Below are 17,836 nucleotides of genomic sequence, written 5' to 3' on the forward strand. Positions count from 1 at the left end.
AAACGTCCATTGAAATCGGGACTTGCTAGGAGGCTCTTGCGTGCGCTGTGCATGCCCCGATTGGCACCGCCTTGTGGTATGCAAGTTGACCAGCGCGCGTCTGACGGCGCAGAAGCTAGGACGGCGGCTCGAGCGTTCCCAGCCAGGCCACCAGCGCGAGGATTACGGTCGCGCACCCGCACTCCAGCATTAGGCTACGCCGCATGGCACCGAGCGCTTGCCGATGATCGCCCGCCGCGATCGCCGCCTCCAGGGCCGGAACAAGCTTGAAGCGGTTGGCCCCCGCCAGCCCAAGCATCGCCACGAACAATACCACTTTGGTCAGCAGCAGCTGGCCATAGAGCGACGCCGGCAGGTCGATGATATGGGCGGGTCCCACGATCAGCCATGAGTTGACGATGCCGGTGACCAGAATCAGGCCCACCAGCACCGTTCCCATGCCTGAGAACCGCTCAAGTCCGCGGTGGGCGAGGGAGAGGCTCGGCAGACCGGCCGCGACGGACGGGCGCAGGAGCACCAGCAGCGCAGCGATTGCGCCGAGCCAGCCGCCTGCTGCGAGAAGATGAATCACGTCGGCGCCGAGGTGGATCCAGCCCAGTCGCCCCTCGTCCATCGCGCCGTGCCCGGTCCAGGCGAGCGTTGCGACCGCGATCCCGGACGAAACGACGGCGAGTCCAAGCATCAGGGACGGACGACGCGGCAGGAAGATCGCGGCGAGACCGACCAGGGCGAGCGCCGCCATGCGCGCGAGCCATGCGTATCCGACAGCGCTTCCCGCAATCAGGTCGATGAGCGTTTGCCTGTCCAGGTCGAGCATGGCGACACCCGCCATTGCTGAGGCCATTGCGATGATCTGAACGGCGGATGCCACCAGACCTAAAGCTGCCAGCCCGGCAAGCAGCGCCGGAAGGCGCAGCAAAGTGACGATGCTGCGCTCAACCGGCCGCGCCGGCAACATGCCGAACACCGCCAGCCCGAAGGCCGACAGGAGCACGGCGTAGACCGTGCCCCTCAGGCCGACGACTAGCAGACCGGCATCCACCTAGCTGATGCGGAAGACGAGGGTACCCGTGACGCGGTGCGTGTCCACCGAGACGACGTGATAGTCTACACGATAGGTCCCCTTCGGAAGCGGCTTGGCCGGAAGCACGAACAGGGTCTTGCCGTCGGCGCCGACCGTGGCGGTTCCAGCCATCTTCATGGGGGTCTTCATCGCCATACCCGGCATGGAAGTCATTGCGAGATCGGCACCCGACAGCTTCGCCATGAGGCCTTCCGAGAAATGCAGCTCGATCCGCCGCGGTGCCGCACCGGTCGATTTGGCCGCCGGCGTGGAAGAAAGCAGCTTCGGATGTGCCTGGGCGACCCCTGCGAAAAGCGTGGCGGCGGCAAACAAGGCAACGGCGGTCTTGCGGTACATGTTGATCTCCTCGACGTCGACGCAACCATCGACTCCTGCCAATACGCAGTGCCGATCAATATCCCTCGTTTCGATGTCGGCGAGGGATGCCGCCGGCGAGCGCGTAATGGTTTCGGACGGGGTGGAGGAATCGACATGCAGGATGATCTGGACAGGGCGCTCGCCCGGCTTGCGGCGGCACCGGTGCATGCGCGCCTCGCCGACCTCGACGCCGGCGTGCTGATCCGGCTCGCGGGCGATGCCGGCGAAGCGCGGCGGGGTTACGGCATCGGGGCCGTGTCGGCAGTCGGCGCGCTGATCATGGGGATCGCCACGTCTACCTTGCTGGCCGCGCCTGAACCGGCACGCGCAGGCGCGCTGGCACCATTTGCCTCTTCCGCGCCGTTCGCACCGTCTACCTTGCTGGAGGGCGACCGGTGACTGCGACCCGCCGGACCCTGCTGATCATCGCGGGCGCATTCCTGGCGGCGCTTGCCGGCGTTTTCCTCGGGCACCGGCTAGTCGTGCAGCGCGAGGCGCCAAGCGCCGAACTGCATGCGGTGCTCCACGATCGGCTCGATCTCGATGCGGGCCAGAAGGCCCGACTGGAGACGCTCGAGCGCCAGTTCGCGGTCCGCCGCAAGGCGATCGAGCTCGAGCTTCGGGCCGATAATGCGCTCCTCGCAGAAGCGATCGAGACCGAGCATGGCTATGGCCCGAAAGTAGCAGCCGCGGTTGACCGCTCGCACGAGGGGATGGGGAGGCTTCAGAAGGAGACGCTGTCGCACGTGTTCGCGATGCGGCAATTGCTGCGATCGGACCAGGCTTCGCGGTTCGACGCAGCGGTGACAAAGGCTCTGACCGACGAAGGTCGGTGAGCCTGGACCTCTCCACTCTCGCCGATGGCGAGCTGGCAGCGCTCAGCATCGCGCGCCGCGATGCCGCGTTCGCCGAAATCGTACGCCGGCACCGCGATGCGCTCTACCGCCTGGCGCTGGCGAGCCTCGCGGACCCCGACGACGCTCTGGACGTGGTCCAGGAAACCTTCGTCGCTGCGCACGGGGCGCTACGCCGGTTCGACCCCGCGCGGGCCATGCGGCCATGGCTGGCACGGATTGCGCTAAACCGGTGCCGCGACCGCCTTCGCCGGCGCAGGGTTCGCCGAATCCTCATGCCGTTCGGGACGGCCGACCACCCTGCCGAGCTGATTGCGGATGACGCACCTGGCCACGACATCGTCGCGGCCGACCGCCAGGAGCTCGCCCGGACAATGCTGGCGATATCCAAGCTACCGGCTGCGATCCGCGAACCGATTCTGCTCCGGACGATCGAGGGCTTGAGTCAGTCCGAGACGGCCGACGCGCTCGGCATCAGCGAGAAAGCAGTTGAGACGCGGCTCCGCCGCGCGCGCGATAAGCTGAGGCAGGTGCTGACTACCGGCTGACCCGGAAGTTCGGTGCGGGGGCTTGACCCTCACATGATGTCAAAGCCCATTTCTCTATCCTGCAAGAAAAATAGTGCTTGCAACGAGGGATCGGCGGCCGGCCCGCGTAAACCGAATACGGCCAGCATGCCGCCGGCGACGGAGCAGCAATGAACGACCTATTCGACCGCCGCCAACTGCTTCGCGGGGCCTCGCTCGCGGGCGGCGCAGCCGCGTTGGCGGCGTGGATGCCCGCCTGGGCACGGCCCGTGTCCGAAGGGCTGGCCACGACGCTGCCCGTCGTATCGGGCGAGGACATCACGCTCAGGATCGCGCGCCAGACGATGATGATCGACGGGAGACCCTCGCGGGCAATCGGGATCAACGGCACTGTTCCGGCGCCGCTGATCCGCTTGCGAGAAGGGCAGAATGTGCGCCTGCACGTCGTCAACGACCTCGACGAGGAGAGCTCGATCCACTGGCACGGCCTCCTTGTGCCGACCCAGTTCGACGGTGTGCCTGGCGTCTCCTTCCCAGGCATCAAACCGCGATCCACCTTCACCTACGAATTCCCGATCCGGCAGTCGGGCACCTATTGGTATCACAGCCATTCCGGGATGCAGGAGCAGCTCGGCCACTACGGCCCGATCGTGATCGATCCGGCGGGCGTCGATCCGATCCAGTCGGACCGGGAACATGTCATCGTGCTGTCCGACCACAGCCAGATGTCGCCAGAGGCGATCTATCGCAAGATGAAGGTTGATCCCGGGCACTTCAATTTTCAGCGGCAGACGCTCGCCGGCCTTCTCTCAGGGCGCGACCAGACCCTGAAGGACCGGCTCGACTGGGGCCGCATGCGCATGGACCCGACCGATATCTCGGACGCGACCGGGCCTGCTTATACCTATCTCGTCAATGGTCACGGGCCGGTGGACAACTGGACAGCACTCTACACGCCAGGCCAGCGCGTTCGGCTTCGGGTCATCAACGCGTCGTCGATGACGACCTTCAATGTGAGGCTTCCCGGCCTCAGGCTGACGATCGTCCAGGCCGACGGCCAGAATGTCATGCCGGTCACGGTCGACGAGTTCCAGATCGGCGTCGCCGAGACCTATGACGTTATCGTCACGCCGACCGAGGACCGCGCCTATACGCTGGTCGGCGAGGCGATCGACCGCTCCGGCATGGCGCGTGCAACGCTGAGCCCTCGTGCCGGCATGACCGCCGAAGTGCCGCCGCTGCGCAAGCGCCCGGTCGCGACGATGAAGGACATGGGCATGGACATGGCGAACATGCCCGGGATGGAGGGCATGGACATGTCGGGCGGCATGACGGGCATGCGCGGCGTCGATCCGACCGCGGAGCAGAACCCGTCAGCACGGCTCGCCACCGCAGGCGCCATGGCGATGAACGCTGCGACCCCCCCGTCGATGCCGCCGATGGACCAGGGGGCGATGCCGGGCATGGCTGGTATGCCACCGGCCGGCGGCCAGATGGCCGGAATGGACCACGGCGCCACCGCCGGAGCGCCCGCTCCAGGCGGGGCGACGTCGGCGATGGACATGGGTTCGATGAAGATGCGCGACTTCTCGGCGGCGCCGCAGGTCGACAAGAATCCCGGTGTCCAGACGATCGCGCCGATGCCGATGGACCGTACCGGCGAGCCCGGACAGGGCCTCGAGGATGCCGGCCACCGGGTCCTGGTCTACAAGGATTTGATGGCGCTGGAGCGCAATCCCGACGTCCGCGCGCCCGAACGGTCGCTCGACGTCCACCTCACCGGCAACATGGAACGGTTCATGTGGTCGTTCGACGGGGTGAAGATGTCGGACACGATGGAGCCGTTCCCTTTCGTGCTCGGCGAGCGGGTGCGCGTGAACCTCATCAACGACACGATGATGGGCCATCCAATCCACATCCATGGTCACTTCTTCGAACTTGTCACCGGGCACGGCGATCACGCGCCGCGCAAGCATACCGTCATCGTGCAGCCGGGCGGCAAGGTAACGTTCGATTTCACGGCTGACGCGGTCGGCGACTGGGCGTTCCACTGCCACCTGCTTTATCACATGATGGCGGGAATGATGCGCGTCGTAAGCGTGCGGCCCAAGGGAGGCCAGGCATGAGCCGGCTCCTGATCACGCTCGCGGCGGGGACCGCGCTCGGGCTCACCGTTCCTGCCTCAGCGTCAGCACAGTCGATGCAGGGTATGGACATGCCGGGCATGAAGATGCCCATGCCTGCCAAGAAGCCGCCCGCCCGAAAACCCACAGTCAAGCGACCACCGGCCGCGACCCCGGCAGCCAGAAAGCGCTCCGCGCGCAAGCCGGCGGCGAAACCCGTCGCAAAGCATTCCGCCCCAGCCGCTGTCCCTGCGGCGGGGCACGCCGGCCATGATGCGATGCCGGGAATGGATCATGGATCCATGCCGGGCATGGATATGTCGGGCGACAAACCCGCGCCGGCCCAGGACGGCATGGCCGGAATGCCGGGGATGGAGGGCAGCGCCGGCCAGACCGCCAGGCCCATGGACTCCATGCCCGGTATGGCGATGCCCGGTTCGGCCACGCCCGGCATGCCGATGTACGGCATGGAAATGACCGGCACAGCGCTTGCTGCGGGCAACGCGCCTGCACCCGCAGCGCCGATGGACCATTATTCCGATCGGTTCTTCCCCCCGAACGAGATGGGCCGGTCCCGCTCCATGATGATGCGCGAGCAGGGTGGGCAGAATTTCCACCAGGTCATGTTCAACCTGGCCGAGGTCCAGTTCCGCAACGGCAGGGACGGCTATCGCTGGGACGGCGAGGCGTGGTTCGGCGGTGACATCAATCGGCTGACGCTCAAGACCGAGGGCGAGGGCGTCGAGAGCGCCGAGCTCCAGGCGCTCTACAGCCGTGCGGTCGGGCCCTATTTCAACCTGCAGGCGGGCGTGAAGCACGACTTCCAGCCGTCGCCGACCCGGACCTATGCGACGATCGGGTTCGAGGGGCTCGCGCCCTATATGTTCGAGGTCGGAGGTGCCCTGTTCCTGTCGGACAAGGGAGAGCTGCTCGGCCGGCTTGAGGGCTATTACGATCAGCGCATCACGCAGCGGGTGATCCTCCAGCCGCGCGTGGAGTTGAACCTCGCGGCGCAGGATGTGCCCGAGACCCGCACCGGATCCGGGCTGTCGAACGCTGAGCTGGGCCTCAGGCTGCGCTACGAGATAACCCGCCAGTTCGCCCCCTATGTCGGTGTCTCGTGGGATCGCAAGGTCGGGCAAACCGCGCGCTATGCGCGGCTCGACGGCCGGGACGCCGGGGCCACCAACCTCGTGGCCGGCATTCGGTTCTGGTTCTGAGGCGTGAGCACGAAATGACCGATCGCCTGATCGGCCGGGGCTTGGATGATCAAGGGAGATGGCAATGAACCGGGACAGACTTCGCTACCATCTGCCGAGCCTGTCATTTGTGGCGGCACTGGCGGTTATGCTTGTGATCGCCGCGAGCGGCTTTCTCTGGTTCGGCGTCTATAATATCGGCGCCGACGCACCGCATACGCGCGGTGTCTATGCACTTCTGCAATCCCTGCGTGACCGCTCGATCGCCGTGCGCGCCAGGGATATCACACCGCCGGCAGATCTTGCTTCCCCGGCACGGATCTCGGTCGGCGCCGGTCTCTATGCCAATATGTGCTCGGGATGCCATCTCGGACCAGGCGTCGAGCGGAGCGAGATCAGCCAGGGTCTCTATCCGCAGGCGCCCGAACTCGCCAGGACGAACGATCTCAACCCGCAGCAGCAGTTCTGGATCATCAAGCACGGCGTCAAGCTGAGCGCGATGCCCGCCTGGGGAAAGACCCATCCCGACCCGCTGATCTGGGACATGGTCGCCTTCATCCGGAAGCTGCCCTCACTGTCGCCCGACGCCTATCGAAAGGCCGTCGCGAGTGCGCCGGCTGACCATGACGAGATGATGAAGGACATGCCGGGGATGAAGTGAGGCATCTGACCGCACCGGCACCGGGGTGCCATGTTGCGCGATCGGTGAGGAATGGAACCGAAAGGACCGGAGCGATGATGAAAAACGCCTATGCAAGCCTCGCACTCCAGACGCTCGTCGGCGGTGCGATCATGTACCTGGTCATGTTCGTCATGATCGACGGGCTTGGCAGCTTCTACAACAACCTCAACATGTTCTACATGACGCTGATGATGGTGGCGCCGATGGTGGTGCTGATGGTCCTCGCGATGCGGCACATGTTCCCCTCCAGGGCGGTCAACGCGGCGCTACTCGCTGGATCGGTCGCGATATTCCTCGGCTGCTTCACGCTGATCCGCACCCAGACGACGATCGGCGATTCCGAGTTCCTCCGTTCGATGATCCCTCATCATTCGGGCGCGATCCTGATGTGCCGGGAAGCCTCGCTCAGCGACCCGGAAGTGAAGACGCTGTGCGACGGAATCATCCGGTCGCAGCGCCAGGAGATCGACCAGATGAAAGCGATCCTCGCTCGCAGATAATGGTGGCGCGCCGGGACCGGCGAACGACAATGGACAAGTTGCCTCTCTGCCCCGCAGTTCGGGCGGGAGTGTAAAACGACAAAGGGAATCAGCATGACCAGTCTCAGAACGATCGCTGCCGCATTTGCGATGGCGCTTCCAGCCGCGGCGATTGCCGGGACCCCGATTGCCGTGCACCGCGATCCCGGATGCGGGTGCTGCGAGAAATGGGCAGCGCAGGTGCGTGCCCAGTTCGGGCGGCAGGTGCAGATCATCGACGACGCCGCACGAGCCGCGTTCAGCAGGCGCGCGGGCGTGCCCGCCGACCTCGTGTCGTGCCACACGGCCATTATTGATGGCATGACCTTCGAGGGGCACGTGCCCCTCGCCGACATGAAGCGCGTGCTCGCCCAGCATCCAAAGGGCGTCACCGGCCTTGCCGTGGCCGGCATGCCGATGGGGTCGCCGGGCATGGAGATGGCGGGGATGAAGGTGCAAGCCTATGACGTCATCGCCTTTGGGCCGGGCGTGCGCCGGGTCTTCGCGCACCATGGCTGAGCGGCCGTCATCGGCGCCGCGCTGACCAACAGGCGGCTTGCCGGTGATCCGGCCCTCGCCCCTTGGTCGGCATCAGGCCGGCTTGCGTCCGGTGTAGAGCGAGATCGAGCCCGTCGGCGTCTGGACGACGCGAACTTCCGCGACCTTGTCGAAGCCGGCGTCGGCGATGAGCTGTGGCAGGATGCCCTTCGCGTTGAGGCCGGTGCGCTCCCAGCCGTCCAGCGCCTGAACCTGACGGAAAAGCAATTTCATCAGCAAGGTCCGCTGCAGACCATAATCCGCGATTGCCAGGAGGCCGCCCGGGCGGAGCGTTCGCGCCATTGCCTGCAGGATCGCCGATTTCACCGGGAGGTCGCATTGATGCAGGACCAGGCTGGAGAGCAGCTTGTCGGCTGGGACATCGACGAGGACATCGACCTTGTCGCCAAAGCCCTGGATCCATTCGATCTCCACGTCCGCGACTCTGGCCTTGTCTCGCGCCAGCGCAAGGACGGCGGGATCCGGATCGATCCCGATCACGCGCGCGCCCGGCGCCATCTGTTTGATCGCGATCGCCTGGGAGCCGGTGCCGGCACCGACATCGACGATCACTTCGCCCGCTGCCGGCGCGACGAGACCAAGCAACGCGGCGCGCCACCGGCGCTCGCGTGTCATCACCGCAATCACCCGGTCATAGTCCCGGGTAAGTCCGGAACGACCCAGCGCGGGCACGAAGTCGGGTTCGTCAGCCATAGCCTGTCTCCAAGGCCCTCATGCGGTCAGCGGCCCTGTCTGTCTTGAACGGTTCGCTTGCCCCGGGCTTTTCGGGCAGAGTGCGACGGGCGATGCGTGCTGACTTCGATCATGCCTGGTCCGGCGAGACTCGCCTCGGTGACGGCTGGGCGTGGTTCGAGGGACGCTGCGGAGATGTCAGGCCCCATCGTCATCTTGCCGCCCAGATGATCGTCGGAATCTCGAAGCCGGTCGAGGTCGATGGGCCTGCCGGCGCGCGCATCGGGCCGGCGATCCTGATCCCCGCCGGCCTGCTTCATGCCGTCCGGCCCACCGGTGCGCCGGTGCGCGTGATCTACATCCAGTCCTTCAGCCCCCTCGGCCGCGCCTGGGCCGATTTCGGTCGCGAAGACCTCATCCTCCCGCCGACGGCGCTGTCCGCGCACCTCCGCGATACCACTGACCTCGGCGAGACCCTTGCCCGGCTCGCCGCCGATTGCTCTCCTCCGCCGCTCGACGCACGCCTTCGGGATGCGTTGCGCATCCTGGCCCATGGGCCAGCCGACCGGGCCGGTATTGCCGCAGCCGGCGAGGCTGTCGGCCTGTCCGGACCCAGGCTGCGGGCGCTGGCTGCAGTCCAGCTCGGCGCGCCTCTGGCGCAGTGGCGGCTGTGGTTCATGCTTGAGTCTGCCCTGCGTTCACTGAGCGAAGGCCAATCCATCGCCGCCGCCGCGATGTTCGCGGGGTTCAGCGATCAGGCGCATCTCGGCCGGACCATGAGGCGTTTCATGGGCGTGACACCGAAGACCGTTGCGGGAACGATGGTGGCCGCCGCTGTAAGGCCTTTACCCCCTCCCCCCTAGGGGGTAGGGGGGTGCATGTCACACGCATCCGATCCGGAGGTCCGTCGCGGCCTCAATCAGGCCCAGGGCCATCTCGCTTCGATCCTGACAATGCTGACGGACGGGCGGTCCTGCCTCGATCTCGCGCAGCAATTGCAGGCGGTCGAGAGCACGATCCGGACAGTGAAGCGGGCACTTATCCACGACCATATGGAGCATTGCATCGCCGATGCAGTTGCCGATGGCGGCATGAGCGCGGAGCAGGCGCTTCGCGAGTTCAAGTCGCTCACCAAATATCTCTGAGGACCAGTACGCTATGACCACCCTTCGCGACTGGCTCGGCTTCGGAGACCAATCAACTTCTGGCGACCGAAATCATGGCCATCACCACGGCGGTGCCGAGGGTCATGGTCACACGCACGGCGTGATCGATCCGTCGCTTACCACGTCGGACCGCGGCATCTGGGCCATCAAATGGTCGTTCGTGATCCTGGCTATCACCGCGAGCCTGCAGTTGAGCGTCGTCCTGCTATCGGGGTCCGTCGCCCTTCTCGCCGACACGATCCACAACATCGCAGATGCCACGACGGCGATCCCGCTCTGGGTCGCCTTCGTGCTCGCGCGACGCAAGCCCTCGAAGACGTTCACCTATGGGCTCGGTCGCGTTGAGGACCTGGCTGGGATCCTGATCGTCCTCATCATTCTCTTCAGTGCGGTCGTCGCGGGCTATCAGGCGGTCGAGCGGCTGATTCATCCTCATCCAGTCAGTCATCTCGGCTGGCTGGTCGCGGCCGGGCTGGTCGGCTTCGCTGGTAATGAGATCGTCGCGGTGTTTCGCATCCGAGTCGGGCGTCAAATGAACAGCGCTGCCCTGATCGCAGACGGCTATCACGCGCGCACCGACGGCCTCACCTCCCTCGCGGTCGTGCTGGGCGCCATCGGCGTCTGGTTCGGCTACCCGCTCGCTGATCCCATCATCGGCCTCCTGATCACCATCGCAATTCTCGGAATCGTCTGGCAGTCGGCGCGGGCCGTGATCACGCGCACGCTGGATGGGGTGGACCCTGGCGTCACCGAGGAGATCCGCCACGCCGCCGAACATGTGGCCGGCATCACCAGAGTAACTGACGCGCGGGCGCGCTGGATCGGGCACAGGCTCCATTCCGACGTCGCCATCGTCGTCGACGACGGCCTCAACCTTTCTGAAGCGATGGAGATCGCACGAAGTCTCAAGCGCGAACTTCTGGAGCACATGCCGGCGCTGCGCACCGCCAATGTCACGTTCGAAACCTCCGACCTGGCGGCAACCGCCGCGATCGAATCCTCTGCACATCACCACGCACCGGAGCCATTCCGCTTTCGAAGCGATCTGGCGGAGGGTGTTCTCACGATCGTGGACACGCCGCAAGGCGAGCGCATGCGCCTCACACTTGCGCATGCCGTCCCGGGCCTCAAGGCAAGCGTGACGATCCAGCGCCCGGGCTCAGGGGATGAGGAATTGTGGCTCGATCCGGCTTCGGGGGAGGCGCTGCGGTTCGACAGCAAGACCGCGCCCGCCGAGCCGCACGAATTCGATGCCGTGTTGCACCTGATCCTTGGCGATCGTGCCGATGCACTGCAGTTCCGGATGAATGAACCCGCCGGCCACGCTCACTGAGCGGCGGCGGTGTCCGGAATGGCCGCGCGGTTTTGCGACAAATGGGACGCATACGCACCCGAAACGGACGGGGCAGGCGGCGGCGCTGCCGGCGCGAATTGACTTGTCACCCCGCGACTATATTTTGGCCGATGTGATCCGCTTCCTGCGCCTTCTTCTGCTGACGTTCGCCATGGTCGGCCTTGCCGGCCAGTCAACGGCAATGGCGATGGCGCCGGTGATGTCCAGCCCAGCGGCAAAGCAGGCGGCGATGGCGGGAATGGACTGCAAGGACATGGCAACGAAGCCGTCTTCGGACGGCGCGCCGTGCAAGAAGCTGACCTGGCAGTGCATCGCCGCGATGGGCTGCCTCACTGCAAGTGCACTTGAACCCGCGATGCTCGCGATCACCGTACATCCATTCGTTCGCGCCGCACCAGCACCGCGAGACGTCACACGCCTCGTCGGTCGCTCCTACGGTCCCGAACCAGACCCTCCCAGTTTCCTGATCTGACACCCGGAATCCGTCGATTCGCCGCTTCGTAAGCGCGCGATCGATCATCCAGTTCATATCAAGGAAATCATCATGTCGAATCGTCTCGTTGCGGCCGCCCTTGGCGTCGCCGCCATTCTTTCCGCCACTCCCGCCCTCGCCTCGACCTCCCAGGCAACAACAGCCGGCGCGGGTCATTTCGAATGGCGCGCCGGAACCCAGGCGGGTCCGCGCGCACCGTTGAACCCACCCCGGCGGGTCTGGGTCGGGTCCGACGCTGATCGGATGGCATCGTGCGACTGCGCGATGATGCGAATCCAGCCCGAGGCGTGCGGCTCACCGCGCGCTTCGTGATCGTCGGATCGTAGCGACCGGCCGGCGGGGTTCGCCCCGCCGGCCAACCGACCGCTCAGACGGTCGCGATCGGGGGAACCCAGTATGAAACTCTTCGTCTTTTGCGTCGCGCTGGTCGCGTCCGCATCGTTCGGGGCCCCGGCCCTGGCCGGCCCTCTCACCTTCGACGAGGCGCTCGCCCGTGCCCGCGCCAACGCGCCATCGCTTCATGCCAAGGCGCTCGGTGCCGATGCCAGCCGTGCTGCGCGCGGTGCCGCCGGCGCGCTGCCCGACCCCAAATTGTCGGTCGGCGTCGACAGCTTTCCGGTGTCGGGTCCGCTCGCGTTCGAGCCGTCTCGGGACGATTTCAACGCGGTGCGCGTGGGCGTGTCGCAGGACTTTCCCAACCTCGCCAAGCGCCATGCGCAGCAGGCGCGTGCCGACAGCGATATCGTGGCCGCGGATGCAGAGACCGTGGCCGAGGCGCGGACTGTCGAAGTCGAAACGGCTGTTGCCTGGATCACCCTCGCCTATGCCGAGCGGCGCCTGGCGGCGCTCGACGGGGTGCGCGCTCATCTCGGCCGGTTGGTCGACACCACGCCGGCTGCAGTTGCTTCAGGCGGGGCGCGGCCGGCGCAGGTGCTGGCCGGGCGCCAGGCGCTTGCAGCACTCGACGACCGGCGCGACGAGCTTGTCTCTGCCGTTGCGCGGGCTCGGGCCGATCTCACCCGCTGGACCGGAGATGCGGCGCCGGCCGTTGAGGGGTCGGTGCCGGACTTTGCAGTGGACGGCGCGCGGCTTCATGCCGCGCTCGACACCAACCCTTCGATTGCAATGATCAGGGCGAGAATCGGCCAGGCAGAGGCTGATGTACGGCTCGCCCAGGCGGAGCGACGCCCCGACTTTGGCGTCGATGTCAGCTATTCGCGCCGCGACCCGCGGTTCGGCGATTATGTGTCGGCCGGCGTGACGATCGGGCTGCCGTTGTTCAAGCGACACCGGCAGGAGCCGATGATCGCCGCGCGCCAGGCGGAAGCAGAACGGGTTCGGGCCGAACAGCAGGATGCCTCGCGCGGACTGGTCGCCGCGCTCGACGCCGCCCTTGCCGATCATGCGATGCATCACGCGCAGTGGATGCGATCGCGCGAAACGCTTGAGCCGCTGGCGCGCGAGCGGGTCGATCTCGAGACCGCGAGCTACGGCGCGGGACGGGCAAGCCTGGTCGATGTCGTCGACGCGCATACCGCTCTTGTCGATGCGACACTGGCGACCCTCGATCGCGAAGCGCTGGTCGCGATCGACGGCGCGCGCCTCACTCTTACCTATCGGAGCGAAGCGCGATGACCCCGAGAAATATGATCCCGCGGACTGCAGCCGGGCGTGCGGTTGTGCTGGCGATCATCGCCAGCGGCGCCATCGGGTTCGGCGTAGCGCGGCTGACTGCACCATCATCCACTTCCGCGTCGTCCACGGCACCGTCGTCCGCCGGCAAGAAGATACTCTACTGGTATGATCCGATGATCCCGGCCGAGCACCATGACGGGCCCGGCCTGTCGTCGATGGGGATGCAGACCATCCCCAAATATGCCGATGAGGGAACCTCGGGTGGGGCGCCGGGGGTCAGGGTCGATCCGGCGGCAGTGCAGAACCTCGGCATCCGTCTGGTGTCGGTTGAACGCGGTGCGCTTGGGTCCGACCTCACCGTCACCGGCGCGATCGACTTCAACCAGCGCGATGTCGCGATCGTCCAGGCGCGGGCGGCCGGGTTCGTCCAGCGAGTCTATGCGCGCGCACCCGGCGACGTCATCGCCGCCGGTGCGCCGCTCGCCGACATTCTGGTGCCCGAGTGGGGCGGCGCCCAGACGGAGTTGCGGGCTGTGGCCCGGACCGGGGATGCGGCGCTGATCGCCGCCTCGCGGGAGCGGCTGCGTCTGCTCGGCGCACAGGGCGCGAGCGGGCGGGGCATGACGACGGTGCGCAGTCCGATCGGCGGCGTGATCCAGACGCTCGACGTGCGCGCCGGAATGACCCTGGCGGCGGGACAGACTCTTGCTCAGGTGTCGGGGCTCGGCACCGTATGGCTCAACGCTGCGGTGCCCGAGGCGCAGGCCGGGCTGGTCCGGCTTGGGCGGTCGGTCACCGCCGAGTTGACCGCATTGCCGGGCGAAAGCGTGACCGGGCGCGTGATCGCGATCCTGCCGACCGCACAGGCCGACAGCCGCACGCTGACGGTGCGGATCGAGCTTCCTAATCGCGGCGGGCGGCTGCGCCCGGGCATGTTCGCGACCGTCCATCTCGGCGGCGACAGCGGCGCCGGCCTGCTCGTCCCGAGCGAGGCGGTCATTCGCACCGGCAAGCGCGATCTTATCATGGTCGCCGGGACAGGCGGTCATTACCGGCCGGCCGAGGTACGGATCGGCCGGGAAGCGGGAGGAAAGACGGAGATCCTCGCCGGGCTCGCCGAGGGCGACAGGATCGTCGTATCGGGTCAGTTCCTGCTCGATTCGGAAGCGAGTCTGTCGGGCATTGAAACGCAGCCGATCGGCAGCCGTACGCCTGCACCAAAGGCGAAGGCAGGGGCCGCGCTCTACGAGACTGTCGGCAAGATCGAGCAGATCACCGCCACTTCGGTGACGCTGAGCCACGAGCCGGTGCCCGCCATCGGTTGGCCCGCGATGACGATGACCTTCCAGCTCCCCGATGCGGGCGTAGCTCGGGGTTTGAAGACGGGAGACCGCGTCCGCTTCGGCTTCGACCAGCCGCCGGCAGGACCGACGATCCGGCGTATGGCGAAAGTGGCGGGCCAATGATCGCCCATCTCATCCGCTGGTCGGTCCGCAATCGCTTCTTTGTCCTGATCGGTGTGGTGATGCTTACCGCCGCGGGCCTGTGGGCGGTGCGATCGACGGCGATCGACGCCTTACCCGACCTGTCGGACGTCCAGGTCGTGATCCGCACTTCCTATCCCGGCCAGGCGCCGCAGATCGTCGAGAACCAGGTCACCTATCCCCTCACCACCACCATGTTGTCGGTCCCAGGGGCGAAGACGGTGCGCGGCTATTCCTTCTTCGGGGACAGCTTCGTCTATGTGATCTTCGAGGACGGCACCGACCTTTATTGGGCGCGCAGCCGCGTGCTCGAATATCTCAACCAGGTGCAGGGGCGCTTGCCGGCGAGTGCTCGCAGTGCGCTCGGTCCTGACGCCACCGGCGTGGGCTGGGTCTACGAGTATGCGCTGGTCGACCGGAGCGGCCGGCATGACTTGTCGCAGCTCCGCGGGCTTCAGGACTGGTTCCTGCGCTACGAGCTGAAGACGGTAACCGGCGTCGCCGAGGTCGCCAGCATTGGCGGTATGGTGAAGCAGTATCAGGTGCTGCTCGATCCGGTGAAGCTCGCCGCCTACGGCGTCACCCACGCCCAGGCGGTCCAGGCGATCCAGAAGGCTAATCAGGAATCGGGTGGCTCGGTGCTGGAGATGGCCGAGGCAGAATATATGGTCCGCGCCTCGGGCTATCTGAAGACGCTCGACGATTTCCGGGCGATTCCGCTCAGGACCGCTGCCCGCGGTGTGCCCGTCCGTCTCGGCGAGGTCGCCACGATCCAGATCGGCCCCGAGATGCGGCGCGGGATCGCCGAGCTGAACGGCGAGGGCGAAGTGGCGGGCGGCGTGGTGATCCTGCGCTCGGGCAAGAACGCGCGCGAGACGATCGCCGCGGTCAAGGACAAGCTCGCCGATCTCAAAAAGAGCCTGCCTCCAGGCGTTGAGGTGGTGACGGTCTATGATCGCTCTCAGCTCATCGATCGTGCGGTGGAGAATCTCACCCATAAGCTGATCGAGGAGTTCATCGTCGTCGCGATCGTCTGCGGCCTGTTCCTCTGGCACGTCCGCTCGGCACTGGTTGCTATCCTGACCCTGCCATTGGGCGTGCTCGCCGCGTTCGTCGTGATGCGGTTCCAGGGGGTGAACGCCAACATCATGTCGTTGGGGGGCATCGCCATCGCCATCGGCGCGATGGTCGATGCGGCCGTGGTCATGATCGAGAATGCTCATAAGAAGATCGAACGCTGGGAGCAGGAGCATCCCGGCCAGCATCTTGAGGGCGAGATGCGCTGGATCGTCATCACCGAAGCCGCCGCCGAAGTCGGGCCGGCCCTGTTCTTCAGCCTGCTGATCATCACGCTCTCCTTCATTCCGGTGTTCACGTTGGAGGCGCAGGAAGGCCGGCTGTTCGCGCCGCTCGCCTTCACCAAGACCTATGCGATGGCGTCGGCGGCGATCCTGTCGGTGACCTTGGTGCCGATCCTGATGGGCTGGCTGATCCGTGGCCGCATTCCCGCCGAGCAGGCCAATCCGATCAATCGCTGGCTGACTAACCTCTACCGCCCCGCGATCGACTGGACGATGCGGCGGCCCAAGACAGTGCTGCTGATCGCGGCTTTAGTGTTCGCGACCACGGCCTGGCCACTCACCCGGCTCGGCGGCGAGTTCATGCCCAACCTCGATGAGGGCGATCTGCTTTACATGCCCTCGGCGCTACCTGGCCTGTCGGCTGCGAAGGCGTCTGAACTGCTCCAGCAGACCGACCGGCTGATCAAGACCGTGCCCGAGGTCGAGAGCGTGTTCGGCAAGGCCGGTCGCGCCGAGACCGCGACCGATCCCGCGCCACTGGAGATGTTCGAGACCACCATCCAGTTCAAGCCGCGCGACCAGTGGCGGCCGGGCATGACGCCCGACAAGCTGGTCGAGGAACTCGACCGCACGGTGAAGCTCCCCGGTCTCGCCAATGTCTGGGTGCCGCCGATCCGCAACCGCATCGACATGCTGGCGACGGGCATCAAGAGTCCGATCGGGGTCAAGGTATCGGGCGCCGATCTCGCCCAGCTCGACCGCATCGCGCACGATGTCGAGACGGTGGCCAAGACGGTGCCAGGCGTCAGCTCGGCACTCGCGGAGCGATTGACCGGCGGGCGCTATGTCGATGTCGATATCGACCGCGCCGCAGCGGCGCGGTTCGGACTCAACATCACCGATGTGCAGTCGATCGTCTCGGGTGCGATTGGCGGCGAGACGATCGGTGAAACGGTCGAGGGCCTCGCCCGCTATCCGATCAGCGTGCGCTACCCGCGCGAGCTGCGCGACAGCCTCGAAGGGTTGCGCGCGCTGCCGGTCCTGACCCCTTCGGGCCAGCAGATCACTCTGGGGACGGTGGCAAATATCTCGATCGCCGAAGGGCCGCCGATGCTCAAGACCGAGAATGCCCGGCCCTCGACCTGGGTCTATGTAGACGTGCGCGGGCGCGATCTCGCCTCGGTCGTCGGTGACCTGCAGCGGGCGGTGGCGAAACAGGTCAGGCTCTTGCCCGGCGTCAGCATCGCCTACTCCGGCCAGTTCGAATATCTCCAGCGGGCAGTCGACAAGCTGAAGCTGGTCGTACCGGCGACGCTGCTGATCATCTTCGTGCTGCTCTACATGATCTTCGGCCGGTTCGACGACGCGGCACTCATCATGGGCACGCTGCCGTTCGCGCTCACCGGCGGCATTTGGACGCTCTACCTGCTCGGTTTCAACCAGTCGGTCGCGACTGGCGTCGGGTTCATCGCGCTAGCCGGCGTCTCGGCCGAGTTCGGCGTGGTGATGCTGATCTACCTCAAGAATGCGCTGGAGGAGCGCGACGCCGATCCGGACGCCGCCGAGGTCGAGGCGGCAGTGCGCGAAGGCGCGCTGCTGCGCGTCCGGCCCAAAGCGATGACGGTCGCGGTGATCCTCACGGGTCTGTTGCCGATCCTGCTCGGCTCGGGTGCCGGCTCCGAAGTGATGAGCCGGATCGCCGCCCCCATGATCGGCGGCATGCTGACCGCGCCGCTGCTCTCCATGTTCGTCCTGCCCGCAGCCTATCTGCTGCTGCGCCGGCCGAAGACCAAGCCAATTGCTCAACCCGTTTAACCTGCAAGGAGAAG

The 17,836-nt window shown here is 66.3% G+C and carries 18 protein-coding genes; 15 read left to right on the forward strand and 3 right to left on the reverse strand.

All coding sequences use genetic code 11. The features are described from left to right. Positions 1–115: 115 nt before the first annotated feature. Complete coding sequence (copD, locus tag ACP7C5_RS17615; RefSeq protein WP_426265244.1) at positions 116–1,042, reverse strand: copper homeostasis membrane protein CopD; 927 nt, start codon at positions 1,040–1,042, stop codon at positions 116–118. Continuing rightward, on the reverse strand, positions 1,043–1,420 hold the full coding sequence (gene copC / locus ACP7C5_RS17620; protein WP_426265245.1) for a copper homeostasis periplasmic binding protein CopC: 378 nt from the start codon (positions 1,418–1,420) through the stop codon (positions 1,043–1,045). Positions 1,421–1,555: 135 nt separating this feature from the next. Here copC and ACP7C5_RS17625 point away from each other — a divergent pair, with 135 nt between their 5' ends. From ACP7C5_RS17625 to ACP7C5_RS17660, 8 genes are all read left to right on the forward strand, one after another. After that, positions 1,556–1,840 (forward strand): hypothetical protein, encoded by a 285-nt coding sequence (locus ACP7C5_RS17625; protein WP_426265246.1) that lies wholly within the window; start codon positions 1,556–1,558, stop codon positions 1,838–1,840. Continuing rightward, entirely contained in the window at positions 1,837–2,277 is a 441-nt protein-coding gene (locus ACP7C5_RS17630; protein ID WP_426265247.1) for a periplasmic heavy metal sensor, read from the forward strand. The genes ACP7C5_RS17625 and ACP7C5_RS17630 overlap by 4 nt, the downstream gene beginning before the upstream one ends. Beyond that, entirely contained in the window at positions 2,274–2,843 is a 570-nt protein-coding gene (locus tag ACP7C5_RS17635; RefSeq protein ID WP_426265248.1) for an RNA polymerase sigma factor, read from the forward strand. The genes ACP7C5_RS17630 and ACP7C5_RS17635 overlap by 4 nt, the downstream gene beginning before the upstream one ends. Before the next feature lie 149 nt (positions 2,844–2,992). Continuing rightward, a complete protein-coding gene (locus tag ACP7C5_RS17640; protein ID WP_426265249.1) occupies positions 2,993–4,948 on the forward strand; it encodes a copper resistance system multicopper oxidase in 1,956 nt (651 codons plus the stop codon). Beyond that, positions 4,945–6,165 (forward strand): copper resistance protein B, encoded by a 1,221-nt coding sequence (locus ACP7C5_RS17645; RefSeq protein WP_426265250.1) that lies wholly within the window; start codon positions 4,945–4,947, stop codon positions 6,163–6,165. The genes ACP7C5_RS17640 and ACP7C5_RS17645 overlap by 4 nt, the downstream gene beginning before the upstream one ends. A 64-nt stretch (positions 6,166–6,229) precedes the next feature. After that, complete coding sequence (locus ACP7C5_RS17650; RefSeq protein ID WP_426265251.1) at positions 6,230–6,805, forward strand: c-type cytochrome; 576 nt, start codon at positions 6,230–6,232, stop codon at positions 6,803–6,805. 74 nt (positions 6,806–6,879) lie between these two features. Then, a complete protein-coding gene (locus ACP7C5_RS17655) occupies positions 6,880–7,326 on the forward strand; it encodes a DUF305 domain-containing protein (protein ID WP_426265252.1) in 447 nt (148 codons plus the stop codon). Positions 7,327–7,419: 93 nt separating this feature from the next. Further along, positions 7,420–7,863 carry a DUF411 domain-containing protein gene (locus ACP7C5_RS17660; RefSeq protein WP_426265253.1) on the forward strand — a complete coding sequence of 148 codons (444 nt, stop codon included), beginning with the start codon at positions 7,420–7,422 and terminating at the stop codon, positions 7,861–7,863. 72 nt (positions 7,864–7,935) lie between these two features. On the opposite strand, the gene ACP7C5_RS17665 is transcribed toward ACP7C5_RS17660, so the two are convergent. Beyond that, positions 7,936–8,595 (reverse strand): class I SAM-dependent methyltransferase, encoded by a 660-nt coding sequence (locus ACP7C5_RS17665; RefSeq protein WP_426265254.1) that lies wholly within the window; start codon positions 8,593–8,595, stop codon positions 7,936–7,938. A gap of 92 nt (positions 8,596–8,687) precedes the next feature. Here ACP7C5_RS17665 and ACP7C5_RS17670 point away from each other — a divergent pair, with 92 nt between their 5' ends. The 7 genes from ACP7C5_RS17670 to ACP7C5_RS17700 all read left to right on the forward strand — a co-directional run bounded on the left by ACP7C5_RS17670 (position 8,688) and on the right by ACP7C5_RS17700 (position 17,822). Continuing rightward, positions 8,688–9,437 carry a helix-turn-helix domain-containing protein gene (locus ACP7C5_RS17670; RefSeq protein ID WP_426265255.1) on the forward strand — a complete coding sequence of 250 codons (750 nt, stop codon included), beginning with the start codon at positions 8,688–8,690 and terminating at the stop codon, positions 9,435–9,437. Positions 9,438–9,452: 15 nt separating this feature from the next. After that, the gene (locus ACP7C5_RS17675) at positions 9,453–9,719 is read left to right on the forward strand and encodes a metal-sensing transcriptional repressor (protein WP_426265256.1); all 267 of its coding nucleotides are present in this window, start codon (positions 9,453–9,455) and stop codon (positions 9,717–9,719) included. A gap of 13 nt (positions 9,720–9,732) precedes the next feature. Further along, positions 9,733–11,073, forward strand: a complete 1,341-nt coding sequence (locus tag ACP7C5_RS17680; protein ID WP_426265257.1) for a cation diffusion facilitator family transporter — start codon at positions 9,733–9,735, stop codon at positions 11,071–11,073. Between the two features lie 124 nt (positions 11,074–11,197). Next, a complete protein-coding gene (locus tag ACP7C5_RS17685) occupies positions 11,198–11,566 on the forward strand; it encodes a hypothetical protein (RefSeq protein WP_426265258.1) in 369 nt (122 codons plus the stop codon). 417 nt (positions 11,567–11,983) lie between these two features. Continuing rightward, positions 11,984–13,222 carry a TolC family protein gene (locus ACP7C5_RS17690; RefSeq protein WP_426265259.1) on the forward strand — a complete coding sequence of 413 codons (1,239 nt, stop codon included), beginning with the start codon at positions 11,984–11,986 and terminating at the stop codon, positions 13,220–13,222. After that, entirely contained in the window at positions 13,219–14,688 is a 1,470-nt protein-coding gene (locus ACP7C5_RS17695) for an efflux RND transporter periplasmic adaptor subunit (RefSeq protein WP_426265260.1), read from the forward strand. The genes ACP7C5_RS17690 and ACP7C5_RS17695 overlap by 4 nt, the downstream gene beginning before the upstream one ends. Beyond that, on the forward strand, positions 14,685–17,822 hold the full coding sequence (locus tag ACP7C5_RS17700; protein WP_426265261.1) for an efflux RND transporter permease subunit: 3,138 nt from the start codon (positions 14,685–14,687) through the stop codon (positions 17,820–17,822). The genes ACP7C5_RS17695 and ACP7C5_RS17700 overlap by 4 nt, the downstream gene beginning before the upstream one ends. Positions 17,823–17,836 lie beyond the last annotated feature (14 nt).

This window comes from Sphingomonas sp. PWP1-2, from assembly GCF_049898305.1.
In the GTDB taxonomy this organism is placed as follows: Bacteria; Pseudomonadota; Alphaproteobacteria; order Sphingomonadales; family Sphingomonadaceae; genus Sphingomonas; species Sphingomonas glacialis.